Here is a 20,571-nt window from a genome sequence, read left to right as displayed (position 1 = left end):
TCAATTTTCTGTAAAGTTACGTAAAATATAGATTGAGAGAATTCATATATTAGATTACTAGATTTGGAGTGGTTACATGGATCCATTGAAAAATGAAATTCACCCTGACATGGTCAAGGTGTGGAAAGTTCGTGCTGTAATTGAAGAAGGGATCGGTATACTCGTTATTTTAGCTTACCTTTTCCTCATGATAAAGTTTGATTGGTGGGCGTGGATTTTGTATGTGATGATTGGGCTAACAGTTGTGTTCGCACCATTTGCGTACTTCTTATTCCCGAAACTACGTCAACGTTATTACAGCTACCAACTAAATGAAGAAGAACTTGAAATTCAGCATGGTCTTTTTGTCGTAAAGCGCGTATTAGTACCGATGATTCGTGTGCAGCACGTAACGATTGAACAAGGACCAATTATGAGAAAATATGGCTTAGCAGAATTACACATTTCAACGGCAGCAACTTCTCACAGCATCCCAGGCTTAACGATGTATGAAGCAGAAATGTTGAAAACGAAAATCGCAGAATTAGCGAAAGTGAGTGATGAGGATGTATAAGAGGCAGCATCCAATCACGATGTTATTAGAATTAAAAATAACAGATTTTATACCACTCATTATTTTCATGTTTAGCTTAAACGGAAAATTCCTGTTTTGGTATTTAATTCCTGCAGCATTTGGTTTACTCACCGTTTTTTCAGCATTTGAAAAATGGTATTACACAACATATTGGGTTGAAAATAACGTATTACATGTGAAAAAAGGTCTCTTCGTGAAAAAGGAAAGCTACTTAAATAAAGAACGTGTTCAAACGATTAATACAAGTTTTAACGTACTATATCAAATGCTCGGTTTGAAAAAAATTCAGATTGAAACAGCTGGTGGGGGCGATGAAGCAGAAGTTAGCTTAGCTGGTATTACGGCAGAAGAAGCGGCGGAGCTTATTGCTTTGCTAAATGAGCCAACTCCAGAAGTGAAAGCAGAAGGAACGTTAGACGAAGCAACAGAAAATGTAGTAGAAAAAGCAATTGTTACAGAGGAAAAACAAACGACAGAATATAAATTAACTTGGAAAGAGGTTTTATTAGCATCTGTTACATCTGGTCAATTTGGACTATTATTCTCTTTAATCTTTTTCGTTTATCACCAAGTAGATAAGTACATTCCGAAATGGATAGAGAATGGCGTAAAGTCGTATGTAATGGAACATGATATATATGGCTGGATTTTCATGGTAGCCATTTTACTCGTTCTTTCTTGGATTATATCTACAATCGGTTACGCGTTAAAACATGGCGATTTCACAGTGAATCGAAGAAATGACGAAGTTCGCATTTCACAAGGATTACTTGAGAAAAAAGAGCTCGTACTAAAATTGCATCGTATTCAAGGTATTACGATAAAAGAAAGTATTTTACGCCAACCATTCGGTTATTGTGCTGTGCAAGTAGAAGTCATTCAAAGTAAAGGAATGGGTGACGAAAAAGAAAAGGTTACACTGCACCCAATCATTCGAAAAGATCGAGTACAACAGTTACTCGCCCATTTACAATTACCATACGAACTGAATGCAAACATTATTGCATTACCAAAAGCAGCATTGCGCCGCTATCTCATTGATAGTTTTATCTTCTTCGCAATGCTAGCAATCCCGCTTCTTGGAATAAGTATATACTCTGAAAAGCACTTCATCATGTGGGCATTAATTCCGCTCGCAATCCTTATCTTTACACTTGGATACGCAACATTTAAAACAAATGGTTACAGTGTTAACGGAGAACAAATTACACTTGTCTATCGTAGCGTCGGAAAATATACAGGACTTATTAGAAGAAGACATGTCCAATCAATGGAGAAGACACAATCATATTTTCAGCGCCGTGCGGATTTATGTACGTATAAGTTTTCGAGTGCATCATCTAGTTACAAAATAGAGCATACGAGAGTAGAAGATGCGGAGAGAATGCAGGATTGGTATAAGAAGAAGTTAAGTGAGAATTAACCAGAGAAAGCTTGCCTATTATGAAGGGCAAGCTTTTTTGTTATAGGGAAAAGAGTGGTTTAATCCATATATTAGTACAACTACAGTATATGAAAAAAGGTAATTTGCTTCTATTTAAGGAAAATCTATGGGGTTTTTGATATAAATGGTATACTAAAATATAAATAGTATTAGGAGGTTATATATGATAAGTCAGTTGAAAAGAGAAGCACTTGATGCATTAAAAGGAAGATGGGGATTAGCGGTAGGGGCAACCTTATTAATCGGGATCCTTATTGGAGCTGTTGAAATGCTAACCACAGGTATTTTTTCGATATTTTGGGGTTGGGAAGAAGCAAGTGATTCACTTACAGTAAGTATTATTGTAATGCTTGTTATTGGTCCATTAACAATAGGTGCCTATTATCTTGTTTTAAATGCAATTCGTGGGACTGATGCTCGCATTGGTCATATATTTAGATGGTTTAGCGATGGAAGTAAGTTGATGAAGTCGTTTTTAACATATTTACTAATGTATGTATACTTGACTCTATGGACATTACTTCTTATTATTCCAGGTATTATTAAATCATTTTCTTATTCTATGACATATTTTATTTTGAATGATCATCCAGAATATACAGCGAATCAAGCAATTACTGAGAGTCGTCATATGATGAATGGACATAAAATAGATTACTTTTTACTATGCTTAAGTTTCTTAGGCTGGTTCATATTAAGTATTCTTACTATAGGAATCGGTTTCTTATGGTTAGCACCTTATTTCTACGCGACATCAGCCGCATTTTATGAAGAGATTTCAAAAGAATATTATAAAAAAGAAGGCACTACTTTCTAATAAAACATATAAACTATCTACCCTAAAGAATGTAGGGAGCAGATAGCAGATGGTTTAGGTGTTTTGATATTTGTCCTATTTTCGGGATTCACTTCAGGATAAGGTATAGATTTTTATATAGAAATGCTTCCCTCTATGTTTTATCATAGAGGGTTATTTTTTTATGTGAAAATGATAGGAAATAATGAATAGTATATGTAAAGAAAAAAGCGAGGTGAATGAGAGTGAGCAAATTTTTAATACCGTATTCATTTTCTATATTAAGTTTCTTTATTTCAGCAACAGCACTTGATTTATATGATAGGATGGGAAACAATAGTGAGCTGGTTTCGCCGAACATAATTGGAAAGATAATTCAATCTACTGAGCAAATGGGAGTCCTTACATTGTATTTCGGAGTACCTATTATTTTAGGTGGCTGTCTACTTGGTGAGCTATTGTTTAGAGGTATCATTTTACGATTTAAACTAAGCTATATTATATCTTTATTATTATATCTATTTTTAGCTTTTAGTATTGTTTTCGTAACGGTAGGCATTCCAACTACATATGAAGATTCTAATACATTTTTCATGGGGATAACTATGATTTGTGCTGTTACATTCTTTGTGATTCGGAATATATGGGAAAACAAGTTAATAATGGAGTGACAAAATGAAATACACCTGTCCATGTTGCGGATATAAAGTTTCACTTTATTGGATCAGTTAGAAAACCGACTAGTGAAGATGTGAAGGATGCTAGTTGGCAGCGAATTTGTTAAGTAAAATGTTATTACTCAATTCAATGGGAGTAATAACATTTTTTATTTAGTGCTGAAAGAATTACTGCCGTCTTATAAAGTAATAAGAAGGACTAAATCGGTAAATTTTATTAATGGATATATTAGGAATGAATATGAAAGTATAGATGTATAGTCAATGTTGTGTATTTGATGTTATCATATTGAATGATATGGAAATTTTTAATAGAATAAGTAACTAAAAATTCAAAGGTAATGAAGCTTTTGTTGTATAAAGAAAATACTTAGTAGTAATCAACAATATTAAAAATAAGATTCGTATTTATATAAATTTAGTAGAAATGGGGTTTTAAAAAGGAATGAGTATAAGCATAACGCGGCAAAAGATTTTGGCGGCCGCTTCTCAAATTGTACAATGTAAAGGGGTTGCTAAATTAACTTTAGAAGCAGTGGCAAAAGAGGCGGGTTTAAGCAAAGGTGGATTATTGTATCACTTTTCAAATAAAGAAGCTTTAATAGAAGGTATGATAGTCCGAGGGGTAGAGGATTATGAAGGGGCCATTTACAATAAAGTAGCGGAAGACTCAGAGAGGAAAGGGAGATGGATTCGCTCTTTTGTAGAGGAAAGATTAAGTAATGAGAGAAGAACAGAAGAGTTGTCTAGCAGTATGATGGCAGCACTCATGTTAAAACCTGAATTACTTGAGCCATTACAACAATCATTTCAGCAACTACAAAAAAATATAGAAAATGATGAGATAGATTCAGTTTGTGCAACAATTATTAGATTAGCAGCAGATGGATTATGGTATTCGGAATATTTAGGGGTTGGAAGACTAAGCCCCGAGTTAAGAGAAAAAGTGATTCAAGCTCTTATTAGTAATTCATATAAATAGAATATACGAACTATATAATTTAAAAATGATTCACCATTGCTTCTTTAATGTAGTGGTGAATTATTTTTTTTATTAGAAAAATAGAACAATTTTATAGAGTATTGAATTATAACCGTCCAGACGGTATAGTAATATTTGGTTTAAGAGGAAAATGAAACAAAAAAAGAATAAAAGATATTTTTAGCACACTATTCGAAAGGATAGGCCGCAAAGCTTAGAGTCTACGGTAATACATATTGGTTACTAAGATCGTCTGGTTGCACATTTTTGATGCAACCGGACGGTCTTTTTTTGTTATATAAATATAAAAAATAGGAGGGAACTATGCAAATGAAAAGTACTAAAACACATATTTCAATGGTTTCATTAGTTTTTCTAGTATTATTTTCAGTGCTGAATGTGTGGGCTCCAGTTATTCAAGCTGCTGTGATGAAAAGTCCAGTGGACGAAATTAATATTTCCCGTACTGATGGCACGACATCTGAACCATATCAAGCCTCAGATGGTATGAAAGTAGAAGTGAAGTGGTCAGCTAAAGAAAAAATAAAAAGTGGAGATCAATTCACAATTGATATGCCAAAAGAGTTTCGGAAAGACCTTATGAATATGAGTTTTCCTTTAAAAGATGCTGAAGGAAAAACAGTTGGTACATGTGAGATGAAAAAGGGTCTATTAACGTGTACTATGGGTGATTACGTAGAAGGAAAGAATAACATTAAAGGTTCTTTATTCGTAGAATTCTACTTTGGTCTAGAAGCATATGATGGTGTTAAAGAAATTCCATTAGAATTTAACGTTGATGGTCAAATCGTAAATAAAGAAGTAAATGTAAGTAATACTACAGAGAGACCGAAGCCACAGCCCAATACAGATAATCTATTGAAATGGGGTTCTTATAATCAAGAAGATCCGTCCATTGCTGATTGGCTTGTATATGTAAATGCGACTGGAACAGAAATGCAAGATCTTAAATTAACAGATACATTAGGACCTGGGCATGAGTTAATTACAGACAGCGTAGTATTAGAAGAGGCTGTATTTGAAGATGGTTATGCACCAACAAATATTAAGCCAGCAGATTTATCTAACATTAAAATAAATGCAACAAAGGCTGGATTTACAATTGAATTTCCAGACAGTTCAAAAGGTTATATTTTAAGATATAAAACAAAGATTACTAATCCTGCTGCAAAGCCTCATAAAAATACTGTGAAATTAGAAGGTAAAAATATTAAAACTGAAGAAAAAGTAGGACAAGTATTTGTAAGTGGTGGAGGGGGAACCGGTTCAGGTGACGATAATCCACCTAGCATTGAAAAAAATATAGTTGATGAGAATGGCAAGCTTGTAGAGAATGAGCAGCTAACACAAATGAATCAAGTTATTCAATATCAAGTTGGTACACATATACCAAACGATCCTCCTAAATACACATCAATGGTAATTAGCGATGATTTAGAAGATGTTTTAGAAGTATTAGAGGCAAAAGTGTATGATCAAAATGGCCAAGATATTACTTCTAAAGGAACGCTAAAGATAGATAAACAAAGAAGTGAAGTAACATTTACGTTTGATGAGAATTTTGACTATAAGTCATATGAAGACCAGATAATTAATCTTAGTATCAAGGCGAAAATTAAAAATAATGCAGACTTATCTTCTTACGTAGATAAGAAGATTCCTAATAAAGCGGAATTACATTTTGATGATAAAACATTAACATCAAAAGAAGTAACTATTACACCGCCTGAAGCTCCAAAAGATGGTACAGTATCGCTTCATAAAATAGATTCTGAGAATCCGAACAAAGGGTTAAAAGGTGCCGAATTTGAAGTTCGAAATAGTGCAAATGAAGTTGTTGCAAAACTGACAACGGACGAAAAAGGTTTTTCAGTACCTCAAACTTTAGCTCCGGGGACATATAAAGTTTATGAAACAGTAGCACCAGAAGGATATCAAAAATTAACAAGCCCAGTAGAGGTTACACTTCAAGCTGGAGAAACAAAAACAATTGAAATTAAAAATACTGTGCAAAAGGGTCAAATTGAAATAAAGAAAATTGATTCGGAAAATGGTGAAAAACCATTAGCAAATGCAGAGTTTGATATAGTAAAAGACGGTGTAGTAGTCGAACATATTGTTACAGATAAAGATGGTAAGGCAACCTCTAAACCGTTAGCACTAGGAAAATATATTTTAAAAGAAACGAAAGCACCTGAAGGATACCAATGAAAAGAAACAGAGTTCGAAGTAAATGTAACAGGGGACGGCATATTCCCAATACAAGTGGAAAATGCAATGGTTGACAAAGGGAATATAGAAATCACAAAAGTGGACAAAGAAAACGGGGCAGTATTAGCGGGTGTCGAATTTGAAGTCCAAGATGAGAAAGATGGAGTAGTAAGAAAAGTAGTAACAGATAAAGATGGAAAAGCAAACGTTTCAGATCTATCAGTAGGAAAGTACAAATTAGTAGAGACGAAAAGCTTACCAGGTTATAAAAAGCTAACAGAACCAGTACCATTTGAAATTACAAAAGGTATGACAAAAACTGTATCGATAAAAGTAGAAAATGAGCAGTTAGACAAAGGCTCAGTAGAAATTACAAAAATAGATAAAGATAGCCAAAAAGTATTAGAAGGCGTAGTCTTCGAAGTGCAAGATGAGCAAGGAAAAGTAGTAACAGAAGTAAAAACAGATAAAGATGGTAAAGCAAAAATCTCAGATTTATCAGTAGGAAAGTACAAATTAGTAGAGACGAAAAGTTTACCTGGCTACAAAAAGCTAACAGAACCAGTATCATTCGAAATTACAAAAGGTATGACAACAGTCCTATCATTGAAAGTAGAAAATGAACAGTTAGATAAAGGTTCAGTAGAAAGTACAAAAGTAGATAAAGACAACAAAAAAGCATTAAAAGGCGTAGTCTTTGAAGTGCAAGATGAAGCTGGAACAGTAGTAAAGGAAGTAAAAACAGATAAAGATGGTAAAGCAAAAATCTCAGATCTATCAGTAGGAAAGTACAAATTAGTAGAGAAAGAAAGTTTACCAGGCTATAAGAAACTAACAGATCCAGTATTATTTGAAATCAAAAAAGGCATGACTGAAGTTCTATCATTAAAAATAGAAAATGAAATGGTAGATACGGGAAATGTAGAGAGAACAAAGATAGATAAAGATAATAAAGCACCGTTAGCGGGAGTAACATTCATCGTCCAAGATGAAAAGGGTAATGAAGTTACAAAAGTAACGACAGATAAAGATGGAAAAGCAAATGTTTCAGATTTACCTGTAGGAAAGTATGAATTAGTAGAGGTAGAAAGTTTACCTGGTTATAAAAAGCTAGAAAAACCAGTATCATTTGAAATCAAAAAAGGCATGACCGAGGTTCTATCATTAAAAGTAGAAAATGAAATGGTGGATACAGGGAATGTAGAGATAACAAAAATAGATAAAGATAGTAAAGCTCCATTAGAAAATGTTGTATTTGAAGTACGTGATTTAAAAGGAAAAGTAGTTGCAAAAGTAACGACGGATAAAGAAGGAAAAGCAAACGTTTCAGATTTATCTATCGTGAAGTATGAGTTGGTGGAAGTAGAAACACCGGCAGGATACAAACCACTAGAAAAGCCAATTTCATTCGAAATTGAAAAGGGTAGAGTAACAGCGCTAAAGCTAAGAGTAGAAAATGAATTAGTGGATACAGGAAATGTAGAAATTACAAAAGTAGATAAAGAAAATAAAGATGCTTTAGCTGATGCAGTCTTTGAAATTCAAGATGAAGCAGGACAAGTAGTCGCTAAAATAACGACAGATAAAAAAGGACAAGCACAAGTTACTAATTTATCAGTCGGCACATACAAGTTAGTAGAAGTAAAAGCACCAAAAGGATATAAACAATTAGTAGATCCGATTACTTTCCAAGTTGAAAAAGGCATGACAAAATCTCTTGCTTTAACAGTAGAAAACGAAATGTTAGACAAGGGAAATGTAGAAATCACAAAAGTAGATAAAGATAATCAAAAAGTATTAGCAGGTGTAGTCTTCGCAGTACAAGACGAACAAGGAAAAGTAGTAACGGAAGTAAAAACAGATAAAAATGGTAAAGCAAAAATCTCAGACTTATCTGTAGGAAAGTACAAATTAGTAGAGAAAGAAAGCTTACCAGGCTACAAACAATTAACAGAACCAGTATCGTTTGAAATCAAAAAGGGTATGACAAAAGTTTTATCATTGAAAGTAGAGAACGAACTGTTAGATAAAGGTTCAGTAGAGATTACAAAAGTAGACAAAGAAAGTGGCGCAGTATTAGCGGGCGTAACATTCGAAGTGCAAGATGAAAAAGATAAAGTAGTAACAAAAGTAACGACAGATAAAGAAGGAAAAGCAAAGATTGCTGATTTATCAGTAGGAAAATATAAGCTAGTAGAAGTAGAGAGCTTACCGGGATATAAAAAACTAGCGAAACCAGTATCATTTGAAATCAAAAAAGGGTATGACAGAAGTCTTATCATTAAAAGTAGAGAATGAACAGTTAGACAAAGGTTCAGTAGAAATCACAAAAGTAGATAAAGATAGTCAAAAAGTATTAGAAGACGTAGTCTTCGCAGTACAAGACGAACAAGGAAAAGTAGTAACGGAAGTAAAAACAGATAAAAATGGTAAAGCAAAAATCTCAGACTTATCTGTAGGAAAGTACAAATTAGTAGAGAAAGAAAGCTTACCAGGTTACAAACAATTAACAGAACCAGTATCATTCGAAATCAAAAAAGGTATGACAAAAGTTTTATCATTGAAAGTAGAGAACGAACTGTTAGATAAAGGTTCAGTAGAGATTACAAAAGTAGACAAAGAAAGTGGCGCAGTATTAGCGGGCGTAACATTTGAAGTTCAAGACGACAAAGGCAAGGTAGTAACGAAAGTAACGACAGATAAAGCTGGAAAAGCAACAGTTGCAGATTTATCAGTAGGAAAGTACAAGCTAGTAGAAGTAGAGAGTTTACCAGGCTACAAAAAATTAGAAAAGCCTGTACCATTTGAAATTACAAAAGGTATGATAAAATCTTTAGCGTTCACTGTAGAAAATGAAATGGTAGATACGGGGAATGTAGAAATCAAAAAAATAGATAAAGACAGTAAAGCACCATTAGAAAATGTTGTATTTGAAGTACGTGACTCAAAAGGCAAAGTAGTTGCGAAAGTAGCAACGGATAAAGAAGGAAAAGCAAACGTTTCAGATTTATCTATTGGAAAGTATGAGTTAGTAGAAGTAGAAACACCAGCAGGCTACAAACCACTAGAAAAGCCAGTTTCATTCGAAATTACAAAAGGTATGACGAAAGTCTTATCATTGCAAGTAGAGAATGAACAGTTAGACAAAGGTTCAGTGGAGATTACAAAAATGGCCGCTGAAAGCAAGGAAGTCTTATCAGGAGCTGTGTTTGAAGTTCATGATGAAAAGGGAAAAATAGTAGTGAAAGTAACAACAGATAAAGATGGAAAGGCAAAAATCACAGATCTATCTGTAGGTAACTACACACTAGTAGAAGTAGAAGCACCAAAAGGTTATGAAAAATTAACTAATCCAATTCCATTTGAAATTACAAATGGAATGATAAATGCAGTTCAATTAGAAGTATTAAACAAATTGAATCATTTAGCGCCACCAGGCCCAGAAACACCAGATCCAGAAAAACCTGGAACACCAGATCCAGAAAAACCTGGAACACCGAATCCAGAAAAGCCTGGAACACCGAATCCAGAGAAACTTGAAAAAGAATTACCGAAGACAGGGCAGAAAATGCCTGTGGAACTATATATGGGAGCACTTCTTGTAATGATGAGTTTTGGATTACTCATATTAGGTAGAAAACAGCAGAGATAATAAAGGTGAAAAGGTATCCTCAAAGTATTTGAGGATACCTTTTTTAGCATAAAAAAAAGCATCTAGCAAAAGTACTAGATGCAAATAAAAACACAAGGGAAGACAAAGTTCTTCCCTTTTCCCGTATGTAATTATATCAAAAAATTTATAAAAAACTAGCTATATTTAAAATATAATTTTTAAAAAAGTTATATACATAAATAATTGCAATACGCGCAGTTTTATCTTTCTGAAAAATCTATTTCTTTATTTTTGAATATTAAGACTAATGTTGATAAATCTTCAGATAATTAGAAAAAACACCCGAAAGGATATATAATATTGCTTAATAAATAATTTTAATGAGTTGCGTATATTTCATTTGATGTATTAATTGAATATCATAATTTAAAATTTTATTAAGCAAGAATCTCGGTTACGTATTGCATTTCTAACATAGGGTGAGAAAGAAAAATACAATAGTGTGGAGGTTTTTATAATGACGTTTGTTCTTAGTAAAATGAGTGGCTTTAGCATAGAAGAAAAGGTACATGAATTTGAATCTAAAGGATTCCTTGAAATCTCAAATGAAATCTTTTTACAAGAGGAAGAGAATCATAGTTTATTAACACAAGCACAGTTAGATTATTATAATTTGGCAGATGATGCGTACGGTGAATGTCGTGCTAGATCTTATTCAAGGTATATAAAGTATGTTGATTCACCAGATTATATTTTAGATAATAGTAATGATTACTTCCAATCTAAAGAATATAACTATGATGATGGCGGGAAAGTTAGACAGTTCAATAGCATAAATGATAGCTTTTTATATAATCCTTTAATTCAAAATATCGTGCGTTTCGATACTGAATTTGCATTTAAAACAAATATAATAGATACAAGTAAAGATTTAATTATAGGTTACATCAAGTAAGGTATAAAGCTACTAAAGAAAGACCATCTTTTAGTTCGCCTATTTGGTTACATAAAGATGATGAACCAGTAGTGTTTTTACACCTTATGAATTTAAGTAATACAGCTATTGGCGGAGATAATTTAATAGCTAATTCTCCACGGGAAATTAATCAGTTTATAAGTTTGAAGGAGCCTTTAGAAACTTTAGTATTTGGACAAAAGGTCTTCCATGCCGTAACGCCACTTGGAACAGAATGTAGTACTGAAGCTTTTCGTGATATTTTATTAGTAACATTTTCTTATAAGGAGACAAAATGAGAGAGAATAAAATAATTATGATTTCTGGAGCCAATAGCGGTATAGGTCATGCTTGTATAAAATACTTTTTAGAAAAATCATTTCATGTAATAGCGCTTGATATTAATAATAATAACTTAATAGATTATATGAAAACAGATATGCCTTTGAAAGTAGTGCAAATTAATTTAAGTAATAGCGAAGCGATTCATAATCTTTTTACTCAATTAGATTTAGAAAAGCTTTCTCCTGATATATTAATAAATGCAGCTGGTATTCGAGAGATAACACCTGTTTTACATTTATCCGATGATATGTTTAAAAAAGTAATGGATGTAAATTTAGTAGCCCCATTTATCCTTTCTAGGGAAGTAGCTAAGCGATGGTGTGAATCGAAAATAAAAGGTTGTATTGTGAATATAGCATCGGTTTCTGGATTAATGGCTGAACCAGAGCGAGCTGCTTATGTTGCATCAAAGCATGCTTTAATCGGATTGACTAAACAGATGGCTATGGAATTTGGGAAGCAAAATATAAGGGTGAATAGCATTTCTCCCGGTGTTATTAGAACTGAACTTACAGAAGAATACTTTAGTAATACAGCCTTGATGTCTATGATAAAAAGTAATCAATCTTTAGATACTTGGGGGTTGCCGCAGGATATTGTTTCATGTATTGAGTACTTGATTTCTGATCAGGCCCGCTTTATTACTGGTTCTAATTTTGTAATTGATGGTGGTTGGACTGCTGGGAAAAATTTATAATTGAGTGTTTTTGAGGAAAAGCACCTGTCCTTTTTTAGGCTGGTGTTTTTCTCACTATAAACCGAGTTTTTATTGGAGGGGGATTAATTTGCTTCAAAAAAGTTTTAAGCAAGAGAAAACGGTACCGGCTTTAAAGATGATAGCATCAATGGTTATCTTTGGATCAGTTGGATTCTTTTCAGTTCAAACAAACTTACCTTCGTTTGAATTAGTGTTTGTAAGGTGTATTTTTGCGACAATATTTTTAAGTGTATGCGGGTTGCTTACAGGGCAATATAAACAAGATAAATGGGAACGAAAAGAAGTTATTCAAGTTTTAATATGTGGCTTTTTCTTAGTATTTAATTGGGTTTTCTTATTTAAAGCCTTTGAAAATATGTCAGTTACAATTGCTATCTCGGTTTATCATCTTGCACCAGTAATTGTACTGTTAATTGGAAGTATCGTCTTTAAAGAAAAATTAACATTAATATCTATCATTTCAATAGTTGTGTGTTTTGCAGGAGCTTTATTAATTGCTGGTATCGATGGAAGTTTCTCTGTCGGTTCATTAATGTCTTCAGGTATGATATGGGGATTTCTTGCAGCTCTCTTTTATGCATTTACAACTTTATTTGGTAAAGGGATTAACAAAATGAGTGCGTATGCAATGACATTTTTACAAACATTCTTGGGGATATTTCTTTTAATACCATTTATAGATTTAGATGCTTTTAGTGGCCTCACTCAAAGTAATTGGACATATATTATAGCTACTGGTTTTATTCACACAGGGATAGTATATTATCTGTTTTTTGATAGTTTACGCTATTTATCTACAAAAACAATCTCAATATTAGTTTTTTTGGATCCGGCAGTGGCAATATTATTAGATACTGTACTTACTGGATTCCGTCCAACTTTAATGCAAATAACAGGAATTCTTTTTATTTTTATTGGTATGACTTTAACATTAAAAAAATCTAAAGATAAAAAACTGAGCCAAAAAGAAAAGCGAATTGAAAGCGATGCTAGTATATCTCAACAATAATGAAATATATTGTGTATAAAACGATAAACCTTGCATGAATCATGTAAGGTTTATTTTAGTTCAATATAATTCATATGTATAATATATAATTTTCAAAACTGAGGTGTGTGTTTCTTTAATATGCTTTTAATTCATATATTTTTATTTGGCTATAAATTTACAAAAATGTATATAAAATCTTATTTTTTGATAATATATAAGTAATAAATTTATAGAATTGGAGTGATGAGATGCAGCCGTTAGAAAGGGAGATTCATTCTAATATGCTGAAAGTGTGGCGAATTCACGCTTTAATTGGGACGGCAGTTATACTAACAGTCGTAATTGCGTATTTCTTTTTTATGATTAACTTTAACTGGTGGGGCTGGTTGTTTGGACTATTAGTAACAGGAGCTATTACATTTATTCCACTTGATTATTTTGTGTTTCCAAATTTACGTCAGCGCTATTATAGTTACAGATTAAATGAAGAAGAGATTGAGATTCAAAAGGGAATGTTCGTTGTAAAACGCGTACTTATTCCGATGATCCGTGTGCAACACGTAACGATTGAGCAAGGGCCGATCATGAGAAAGTATAATTTAGCAGAATTACACATTTCAACAGCCGCAACTTCTCATAGTATTCCAGGTTTAACGAAAGAAGAAGCAGAACAGCTAAAAAGACAAATTGGAGAACTTGCGAAAGTGAGTGATAAGGATGTATAAGAGGCAACATCCGATTACGATATTGTTAGGTATTAGAGTTGCGAGTTTGTTGCCACTTATTATTCTTGTTTTATTTAAACCTGATGAACAAGTGGAACCTTGGTATTTATTTTATCTTTTCCTTCTGGTTGTTTTATTCATCATGGCTATTTTTTCAGCAATTAAATGGTATTTTAAAGTGTACTGGATTGAGAATAATATTTTACATATAAAGCACGGTGTTTTTGTAAAGAAGGAAAGTTATTTAAATAAAGAACGTGTGCAAAATGTTAGTACGTCTTCTAACGTCATTTATCAGGTGCTTGGGCTTATGAAGTTAAATATAGAAGTAGCGGGTGGTGGTAGTGAACCAGAAGTGATGTTGGCTGGTATTAAAGAAGACGAGGCAAAACATTTAATCTCTTTATTACATAAGAAAGAAACTACTGTAAAAGAAGACATAGAAGAAGAAAGCAAGACGGTTTATCAGTTAACAGCGAAAGAGGTTTTAGCAGCAGCGATTACATCTGGTCGGTTCGGACTAGTGTTTTCTGGACTGGTACTTCCTTACACAAAGTTTGATTTTGTTCTTCCTGAAGGATTCACAAGTAAAGTAGAAGCGTATGTGATGGGAAACGGTGTTTATAAACTAATTGTAATAGCATTAATTTTAATGGCAATTTCATGGATTATTTCCACGGCTGGATATGTGTTGAAATATGCAAACTTTAAAATTGAGCGAAATGGGGAAGAAATTCGTATCGTTCAAGGGTTATTTGAAAAGAAAGAGTTTGTCTTAAAATTGCACCGAATTCAAGCGATTACTGTAAAAGAATGTATGCTTCGCCAGCCATTTGGTTATTGCGCTGTTGAAGTGGAAGCAATTCACAGTATTGGAGCAGCAAGTAATGAAGTGATGCTGCATCCTTTTATGAAGAAAAAAGATGTACAGCACCTGCTCACATATTTAGAGTTACCTTATGAAATTGAAGCGGAGACCGCTCACTTACCAAAAACAGCGTTGCGTCGTTATTTCATTATGGGCTGGTTAATAAGTATCATACTCACAGTTCTAATTGCTAGCGTGAATATATATTTAAAACAATATATTGCATTGTTTGTTATATTACCGTTATTTATCGTGTTTTCGTTACTTGCGTATGCTAGATATAAAAGTGGCGGTTATGAATTAAGAGAAAATCAACTAACGGTTGTATATCGTAATTTTTCGAAATATACAGGAATAATGCGAAGAAGACATGTTCAAGCAGTAGGTTATAATCAATCGTATTTTCAAAGAAAGGATGAATTATGTACAACTCTTGTAGCGATAGCTGGGCGAGGTTATGAAGTAAAGCATATGAGAAAAAAAGATTCACTTCGTATATATAATTGGTACAAAGAAAAAGGAAACACCGGTGTGTAATGGTGTTTCCTTTTTGTGTCATGATTTGTCGATAATTCGATATATTCGAAGAATCGCTGATATAATTCGAGTTGCGCTGATATATTCAGAAAAACGCTGATATAATTCGAGTTGCGCTGATATATTCGAAAAATCGCCGATATAATTTCACATACCGCGGTTTCCGAACTCCAAACTCAAAAAAATTAAACTAATACATCAAAAGTAGTCACAAAAGAAGGGCGAGAGAAAATACTTTTCTGCTGTTCCGCATGTGGATGCGCCTGAGCCTGAGCTTGTCCTTCTGCTTGTGCAGGGCGTTTTTTATGAGCGTTTTCGAATGAACGTGATTCTGTCCAGTCTTTAAAGTTTTGCTCTGTTTCCCACATCGTTAAGATGACATATGTATCGTTACTTAATGGGCGTAGAACACGGATTGCTTGGAATCCTGGTTCGTTTTCAATAAGGCCTGCGCGGTTTTTAAAGCGGTTTTCAAATACAGGGCGACCTTCGTCTGTTACAGAAATATTGTTACAAACGATATAGCCAGGTTGTCCTTTAAATTCACCGACAGCATCTAGTACGTCATACTGAAGTGAGCCTTCTACAGATTCTTCTGTATTTTCTTTATAAAACATATTTTTCTCATCATTTTTTGCAGTGAAATGTACTTGTTCTAGAGGTGTTTCGTATGAAATAATAGCCTTCATTTTAATGCCCCCTTACTAGTTTGTTTCTATTATATCAACTCTCTTAAAAAACTTCGAAGATTATATACATAAAGATACTTCTTTTTCAAATAATAAATGTACCATCATTTGGAAAGAAGGACGATGTATGAAGAAAGTAAAGTGGACTTTATTAGGCGGCGTCGCAACGTTCGTAATAGCGATTGTACTCTATAAACTTATCGTGTTAGCTGGTGGCTATATGATGGATGAAAAGCAGCTCGTTTTCCACTCTTCATCACGTATCGTTGACCAGAAAGGGAAAGAAATTACGAAATTATATGTAGAGAATAGAGAGCTCGTACCGATCGAGCAAATTCCGAAGCATGTGCAGCAGGCATTTGTTGCGGTGGAAGATTCTCGTTTTTATGAGCATCAAGGGATTGATTATCCGTCTATATTCCGTGCTCTTTATAAAGATACGTTAGCTAGAGAGAAGGTAGAGGGCGGTAGTACCATTACGCAGCAACTCGCTAAAAACGTCTTTTTAACTCGTGAAAAAACATTTACGCGCAAATTGAAGGAAGTCGCAATTTCTCTTCAATTAGAGCAAAAATATACGAAGCAACAAATTCTTGAAATGTATATGAATCATATTTATTTTGGTCATGGGGCTTACGGTATTCAAGCGGCAGCAAAGTTATATTTTAATAAAAATGTTGAGGATTTAACAGTAGAGGAAGGGGCAATGCTTGCAGGCCTTCCGAAGTCACCAAACGGATATTCACCGTACTATTCTGCAGAGAAGAGTAAGGAACGCCGCGATCTAGTATTGTCACTTATGCATAAACAAGGCTATTTGACTGCCGAAGATAGCGTTCGTTATCAAGGAAAGACGATTGCTTTATATAAAAACTTAGACGAAAATGAGCTTGCATATATGCCGTATATTGATATGGTCATAGATGAAGCCGCTCGTTTATACGGGTTGTCTCATCAAGAAGTACTTCGCGGAGGATATACGTTTGTCGTACCTATGGATGAAAAGATTCAAAAGGTAGCATATAACCAGTTTCAAGATGCAAGGAATTTTCCTGGGAAAGAAGAAGGGGCGCAAGGTGCTTTCTTATTAATGGATAATCGTACGGGAGGGATTAAAGCGGCGATTGGGGGAAGAAAGTACGTCCCGAGAGGATTTAATCGTGTTTTTGCCAAAAGGCAGCCCGGATCTGTTTTAAAACCACTTATCGTTTATGCACCAGCACTAGAAACGAAAAAGTATAATCCGTATTCTTTATTAACAAATGAAAGAAATTCTTTTGAAGGGTATGAACCTCGAAATTATAATCATGAGTATTCAAAAGAAATGACGATGTATGATGCGATTTTAGAGTCGGCAAACGTACCGGCAGTTTCTTTATTAAATGAGTTAGGGGTAGAAGAAGGAAAGCAATATTTAGAAAAAGGAAATGTCCATATTGCAGATGCTGGTTTAAGTACAGCGCTTGGGGGACTAAAAAATGGCGTTTCAACATTTGATCTTGTAAAAATGTATCGTTCATTTTTAGCAAATGGAAATATTATTGAACCGCACGTTATTGATAAAGTATTAAACAGACACGGTTCAGTCATTGGGGAATCTCCAAAAGTAGAGACGAAAATCTTCTCGAAGCAGACAGCATGGTATATGACGAAAATGTTAGAAGGAGTTGTGAAGGAAGGAACAGCGAGAGTTGGTGTATATAACGGTGCGTTAGCTGGAAAAACGGGTACAACTTCATTGCCAAATGACGATAAGGGAGCAAGAGATATGTGGTTCGTCGGCTATACACCTAACTTAGTAGGCGCTGTTTGGATTGGTTATGATCGTACGGATAAGGAGCATCAGTTGCAAGGAGAAAGTGCATCTGCGACAAAATTGTTTAAGAAAATTTTAACGAAGGCTAATGTAGAACATAAAGAGAAGTTTATGAAGCCTGAAGGTGTGGAAACAATCGGCGCTCCGATTCGACTGCGCAAAATTGAAGATGTAAAAATGAAACTATCATTTAGCCCTTTCGGTTTATTTAAAGCAAAATTAAGTTGGACGCCACTTCCAGATAACAGAATTATGTACCGAATCTATAGAGTGGAGAACGGAATTCATACACATGTTAGCACTGTAAATGGTGCTGGGGAATATGAGGAAAAGTTCGTTAACATATTTTCAAAACCGAGCTTTTACGTTGTACCATATAATACACAAACGAATCGTGAAGGAGAAAAGTCAAAAGTAGCTAAACCATAGTTTTTCTCTGTGTTATAATAAGAATGTTGTGAAAATAGTAAGCGTTTTTAAGAATGTTTGTGTCAATTTAATGAACAACGTACATAATATTATGCATTTTGTTTTTACAAGCTGTATAGTAAAAAAAGATAAATATCGAACGTATTCGAAGCATTGGTAAGGAAGGGAGCAAGGGTCTTGGTAAGAACTATAAATGAGACATTTTTAAAAGCATGTAGGGGGGAACGTACCGATTATGTACCAGCATGGTATATGCGTCAAGCAGGTCGTTCACAGCCGGAATATAGAAAGATTAAAGAAAAGTATTCTTTATTTGAAATTACACATAATCCAGAGTTATGTGCTTACGTTACAAAATTGCCGGTTGATCAGTATAACGTAGACGCAGCAATTCTTTATAAAGATATTATGTCACCACTACCTGCAATTGGTGTGGATGTAGAAATTAAATCAGGTATTGGCCCAGTTATTGATAATCCAATCCGTTCTTTACAAGACGTAGAAAAACTAGGGGAAATCAATCCAGAAGATGACGTACCGTACATACTAGATACAATTCGTTTATTAACGACAGAAATGTTAGACGTACCGTTAATCGGTTTTTCAGGAGCTCCATTTACATTAGCGAGCTATATGATTGAAGGCGGTCCATCTCGTAACTACCATAATACGAAAGCGTTCATGTATGCAGAGCCAAAAGCTTGGTTCGCTTTAATGGATAAACTAGCAGATATGGTTATTACATATTTAAAAGCGCAAATAAACGCAGGAGCAAAAGCAGTTCAAATTTTCGATTCTTGGGTTGGAACAGTAAATGTAGCAGATTATCGCGTATTTATTAAACCAGCAATGGAGCGTATTTTTGCAGAAGTTCGTAAGATGGGTGTACCGATGATTATGCACGGCGTAGGAGCTGCACACTTAGTGAATGAGTGGCACGACTTACCGCTTGATGTAGTCGGCTTAGACTGGCGCTTACCGATTGAAGAAGCACGTGCACGTGGCGTTCATAAGGCGGTACAAGGTAATATGGACCCTTCATTCTTACTTGCGCCATGGTCTGTTATTGAAGAACATGTAAAAGGTATTTTAGATCAAGGGATGAAACAGCCGGGTTATATCTTTAACTTAGGTCACGGTGTATTCCCAGAAGTAAATCCGGATACATTAAAACGTTTAACTACATTTATTCATGAATACTCTAAAGGGCAGTTAGCGAAGTAAAGGAGAATTGCTGTATGAAAAAGAAAATTGGTTTGCTTGTAATGGCATACGGAACGCCATATAAAGAAGAAGATATTGAACGTTACTATACACATATTCGCAGAGGAAGAAAGCCAAGTCCTGAAATGCTAGAAGATTTAACAGAGCGTTACCGTGCAATTGGTGGTATTTCTCCTTTAGCTACTATTACATTGGAGCAAGCTAAGAAGTTAGAGAAGCGTTTAAATGAAGTACAAGATGAAGTAGAGTACCATATATATCTTGGCTTAAAACATATTGAACCGTTTATTGAAGATGCGGTCAAAGATATGCATAACGACGGAATACAAGATGCAATCGCACTTGTTCTTGCACCTCACTATTCTACGTTTAGCGTGAAATCATACGTTGGACGAGCACAAGAAGAAGCTGAGAAACTTGGAAACTTAACAATTCACGGCATTGATAGCTGGTATAAAGAGCCGAAATTCATCCAGTACTGGGTTGATGCAGTGAAAGGTATATATAACGGTATGTCAGATGCAGAGCGTGAAAAAGCAGTATTAATCGTATCTGCACATAGTTTACCAGAGAAAATTATTGCAATGGGCGATCCATATCCAGATCAATTAAATGAAACAGCGGATTATATCGCGCGCGGAGCGGAAGTAGCAAACTATGCAGTAGGCTGGCAAAGTGCAGGGAACACACCAGATCCTTGGATTGGTCCAGATGTACAAGATTTAACGAGAGAACTAAATGAAAAGCACGGTTATACTTCATTCATATATGCACCAGTTGGATTTGTTGCGGAACATTTAGAAGTTTTATATGATAACGACTTTGAGTGTAAAGTTGTAACGGATGAAATTGGTGCGAAATATTATCGTCCAGAAATGCCAAATGCATCGGACGCATTTATTGATTGTTTAACAGATGTTGTATTAAAGAAAAAAGAATCTGTACTGTAAGAAGAA

General features: G+C 34.3%; 13 protein-coding genes, 2 pseudogenes and 1 riboswitch. Of the genes and pseudogenes, 14 read left to right on the top strand and 1 reads right to left on the bottom strand.

What is annotated here, in order from left to right; all coding sequences use genetic code 11:
* Positions 1 to 76 precede the first annotated feature (76 nt).
* From MR169_RS18880 to MR169_RS18830, 11 genes and pseudogenes are all read left to right on the top strand, one after another.
* Positions 77 to 553: a PH domain-containing protein gene (locus MR169_RS18880; protein ID WP_000371357.1), complete on the top strand. Its 477-nt coding sequence runs from the start codon at positions 77 to 79 to the stop codon at positions 551 to 553.
* Positions 546 to 1,997, top strand: coding sequence for a PH domain-containing protein (locus tag MR169_RS18875; protein WP_242319833.1), 1,452 nt, complete (start codon positions 546 to 548; stop codon positions 1,995 to 1,997). The genes MR169_RS18880 and MR169_RS18875 overlap by 8 nt, the downstream gene beginning before the upstream one ends.
* 184 nt (positions 1,998 to 2,181) lie before the next feature.
* A complete protein-coding gene (locus MR169_RS18870; RefSeq protein WP_242319832.1) occupies positions 2,182 to 2,835 on the top strand; it encodes a DUF975 family protein in 654 nt (217 codons plus the stop codon).
* A gap of 224 nt (positions 2,836 to 3,059) precedes the next feature.
* On the top strand, positions 3,060 to 3,485 hold the full coding sequence (locus MR169_RS18865) for a hypothetical protein (RefSeq protein WP_033682783.1): 426 nt from the start codon (positions 3,060 to 3,062) through the stop codon (positions 3,483 to 3,485).
* A 451-nt stretch (positions 3,486 to 3,936) separates the two neighbouring features.
* The gene (locus tag MR169_RS18860) at positions 3,937 to 4,473 is read left to right on the top strand and encodes a TetR/AcrR family transcriptional regulator (protein ID WP_000028008.1); all 537 of its coding nucleotides are present in this window, start codon (positions 3,937 to 3,939) and stop codon (positions 4,471 to 4,473) included.
* A 172-nt stretch (positions 4,474 to 4,645) separates the two neighbouring features.
* Positions 4,646 to 4,738, top strand: a riboswitch (cyclic di-GMP riboswitch).
* A gap of 59 nt (positions 4,739 to 4,797) precedes the next feature.
* Positions 4,798 to 10,357: pseudogene (locus MR169_RS18855) on the top strand (SpaA isopeptide-forming pilin-related protein).
* Between the two features lie 478 nt (positions 10,358 to 10,835).
* Positions 10,836 to 11,572: pseudogene (locus MR169_RS18850) on the top strand (2OG-Fe dioxygenase family protein).
* The gene (locus MR169_RS18845) at positions 11,569 to 12,315 is read left to right on the top strand and encodes an SDR family NAD(P)-dependent oxidoreductase (protein WP_242319831.1); all 747 of its coding nucleotides are present in this window, start codon (positions 11,569 to 11,571) and stop codon (positions 12,313 to 12,315) included. The pseudogene MR169_RS18850 and the gene MR169_RS18845 overlap by 4 nt, the downstream one beginning before the upstream one ends.
* 88 nt (positions 12,316 to 12,403) lie before the next feature.
* Positions 12,404 to 13,345: a DMT family transporter gene (locus MR169_RS18840; protein WP_242319830.1), complete on the top strand. Its 942-nt coding sequence runs from the start codon at positions 12,404 to 12,406 to the stop codon at positions 13,343 to 13,345.
* A gap of 230 nt (positions 13,346 to 13,575) precedes the next feature.
* Positions 13,576 to 14,052: a PH domain-containing protein gene (locus MR169_RS18835; protein WP_001182725.1), complete on the top strand. Its 477-nt coding sequence runs from the start codon at positions 13,576 to 13,578 to the stop codon at positions 14,050 to 14,052.
* Entirely contained in the window at positions 14,045 to 15,457 is a 1,413-nt protein-coding gene (locus tag MR169_RS18830; RefSeq protein WP_242319829.1) for a PH domain-containing protein, read from the top strand. The genes MR169_RS18835 and MR169_RS18830 overlap by 8 nt, the downstream gene beginning before the upstream one ends.
* Before the next feature lie 185 nt (positions 15,458 to 15,642).
* Here the strand turns inward: MR169_RS18830 and hmoB are convergent, their stop codons facing one another.
* Complete coding sequence (gene hmoB / locus MR169_RS18825) at positions 15,643 to 16,146, bottom strand: heme-degrading monooxygenase HmoB (protein ID WP_000644099.1); 504 nt, start codon at positions 16,144 to 16,146, stop codon at positions 15,643 to 15,645.
* Positions 16,147 to 16,273: 127 nt separating this feature from the next.
* Between hmoB and MR169_RS18820 the strand changes: the two genes are divergently transcribed.
* The 3 genes from MR169_RS18820 (at position 16,274) to hemH (ending at position 20,565) form a co-directional block, all read left to right on the top strand.
* A complete protein-coding gene (locus MR169_RS18820; RefSeq protein WP_242319828.1) occupies positions 16,274 to 18,391 on the top strand; it encodes a transglycosylase domain-containing protein in 2,118 nt (705 codons plus the stop codon).
* Between the two features lie 177 nt (positions 18,392 to 18,568).
* On the top strand, positions 18,569 to 19,615 hold the full coding sequence (hemE, locus tag MR169_RS18815) for a uroporphyrinogen decarboxylase (RefSeq protein WP_000252605.1): 1,047 nt from the start codon (positions 18,569 to 18,571) through the stop codon (positions 19,613 to 19,615).
* Between the two features lie 14 nt (positions 19,616 to 19,629).
* Positions 19,630 to 20,565 carry a ferrochelatase gene (hemH, locus tag MR169_RS18810; RefSeq protein WP_242319827.1) on the top strand — a complete coding sequence of 312 codons (936 nt, stop codon included), beginning with the start codon at positions 19,630 to 19,632 and terminating at the stop codon, positions 20,563 to 20,565.
* The last annotated feature ends 6 nt before the right edge of the window (positions 20,566 to 20,571 follow it).

The organism is Bacillus cereus group sp. BfR-BA-01349, from assembly GCF_022663795.1.
GTDB lineage: Bacteria > Bacillota > Bacilli > Bacillales > Bacillaceae_G > Bacillus_A > Bacillus_A cereus.
Note: the sequence above shows the minus strand (reverse complement) of the source record. Positions and strands in the feature narration are given on the sequence as shown.

What these genes read in the sequence shown, in the direction of transcription:
- MR169_RS18875 (WP_242319833.1), top strand. Translation starts at nt 546, where the DNA reads ATGTATAAGAGGCAGCATCCAATCACGATGTTATTAGAATTAAAAATA.
- hmoB (WP_000644099.1), bottom strand. Translation starts at nt 16,146, where the DNA reads ATGAAGGCTATTATTTCATACGAAACACCTCTAGAACAAGTACATTTC.
- hemH (WP_242319827.1), top strand. Translation starts at nt 19,630, where the DNA reads ATGAAAAAGAAAATTGGTTTGCTTGTAATGGCATACGGAACGCCATAT.
- MR169_RS18860 (WP_000028008.1), top strand. Translation starts at nt 3,937, where the DNA reads ATGAGTATAAGCATAACGCGGCAAAAGATTTTGGCGGCCGCTTCTCAA.
- MR169_RS18880 (WP_000371357.1), top strand. Translation starts at nt 77, where the DNA reads ATGGATCCATTGAAAAATGAAATTCACCCTGACATGGTCAAGGTGTGG.
- MR169_RS18835 (WP_001182725.1), top strand. Translation starts at nt 13,576, where the DNA reads ATGCAGCCGTTAGAAAGGGAGATTCATTCTAATATGCTGAAAGTGTGG.
- MR169_RS18820 (WP_242319828.1), top strand. Translation starts at nt 16,274, where the DNA reads ATGAAGAAAGTAAAGTGGACTTTATTAGGCGGCGTCGCAACGTTCGTA.
- MR169_RS18845 (WP_242319831.1), top strand. Translation starts at nt 11,569, where the DNA reads ATGAGAGAGAATAAAATAATTATGATTTCTGGAGCCAATAGCGGTATA.
- MR169_RS18830 (WP_242319829.1), top strand. Translation starts at nt 14,045, where the DNA reads ATGTATAAGAGGCAACATCCGATTACGATATTGTTAGGTATTAGAGTT.
- MR169_RS18870 (WP_242319832.1), top strand. Translation starts at nt 2,182, where the DNA reads ATGATAAGTCAGTTGAAAAGAGAAGCACTTGATGCATTAAAAGGAAGA.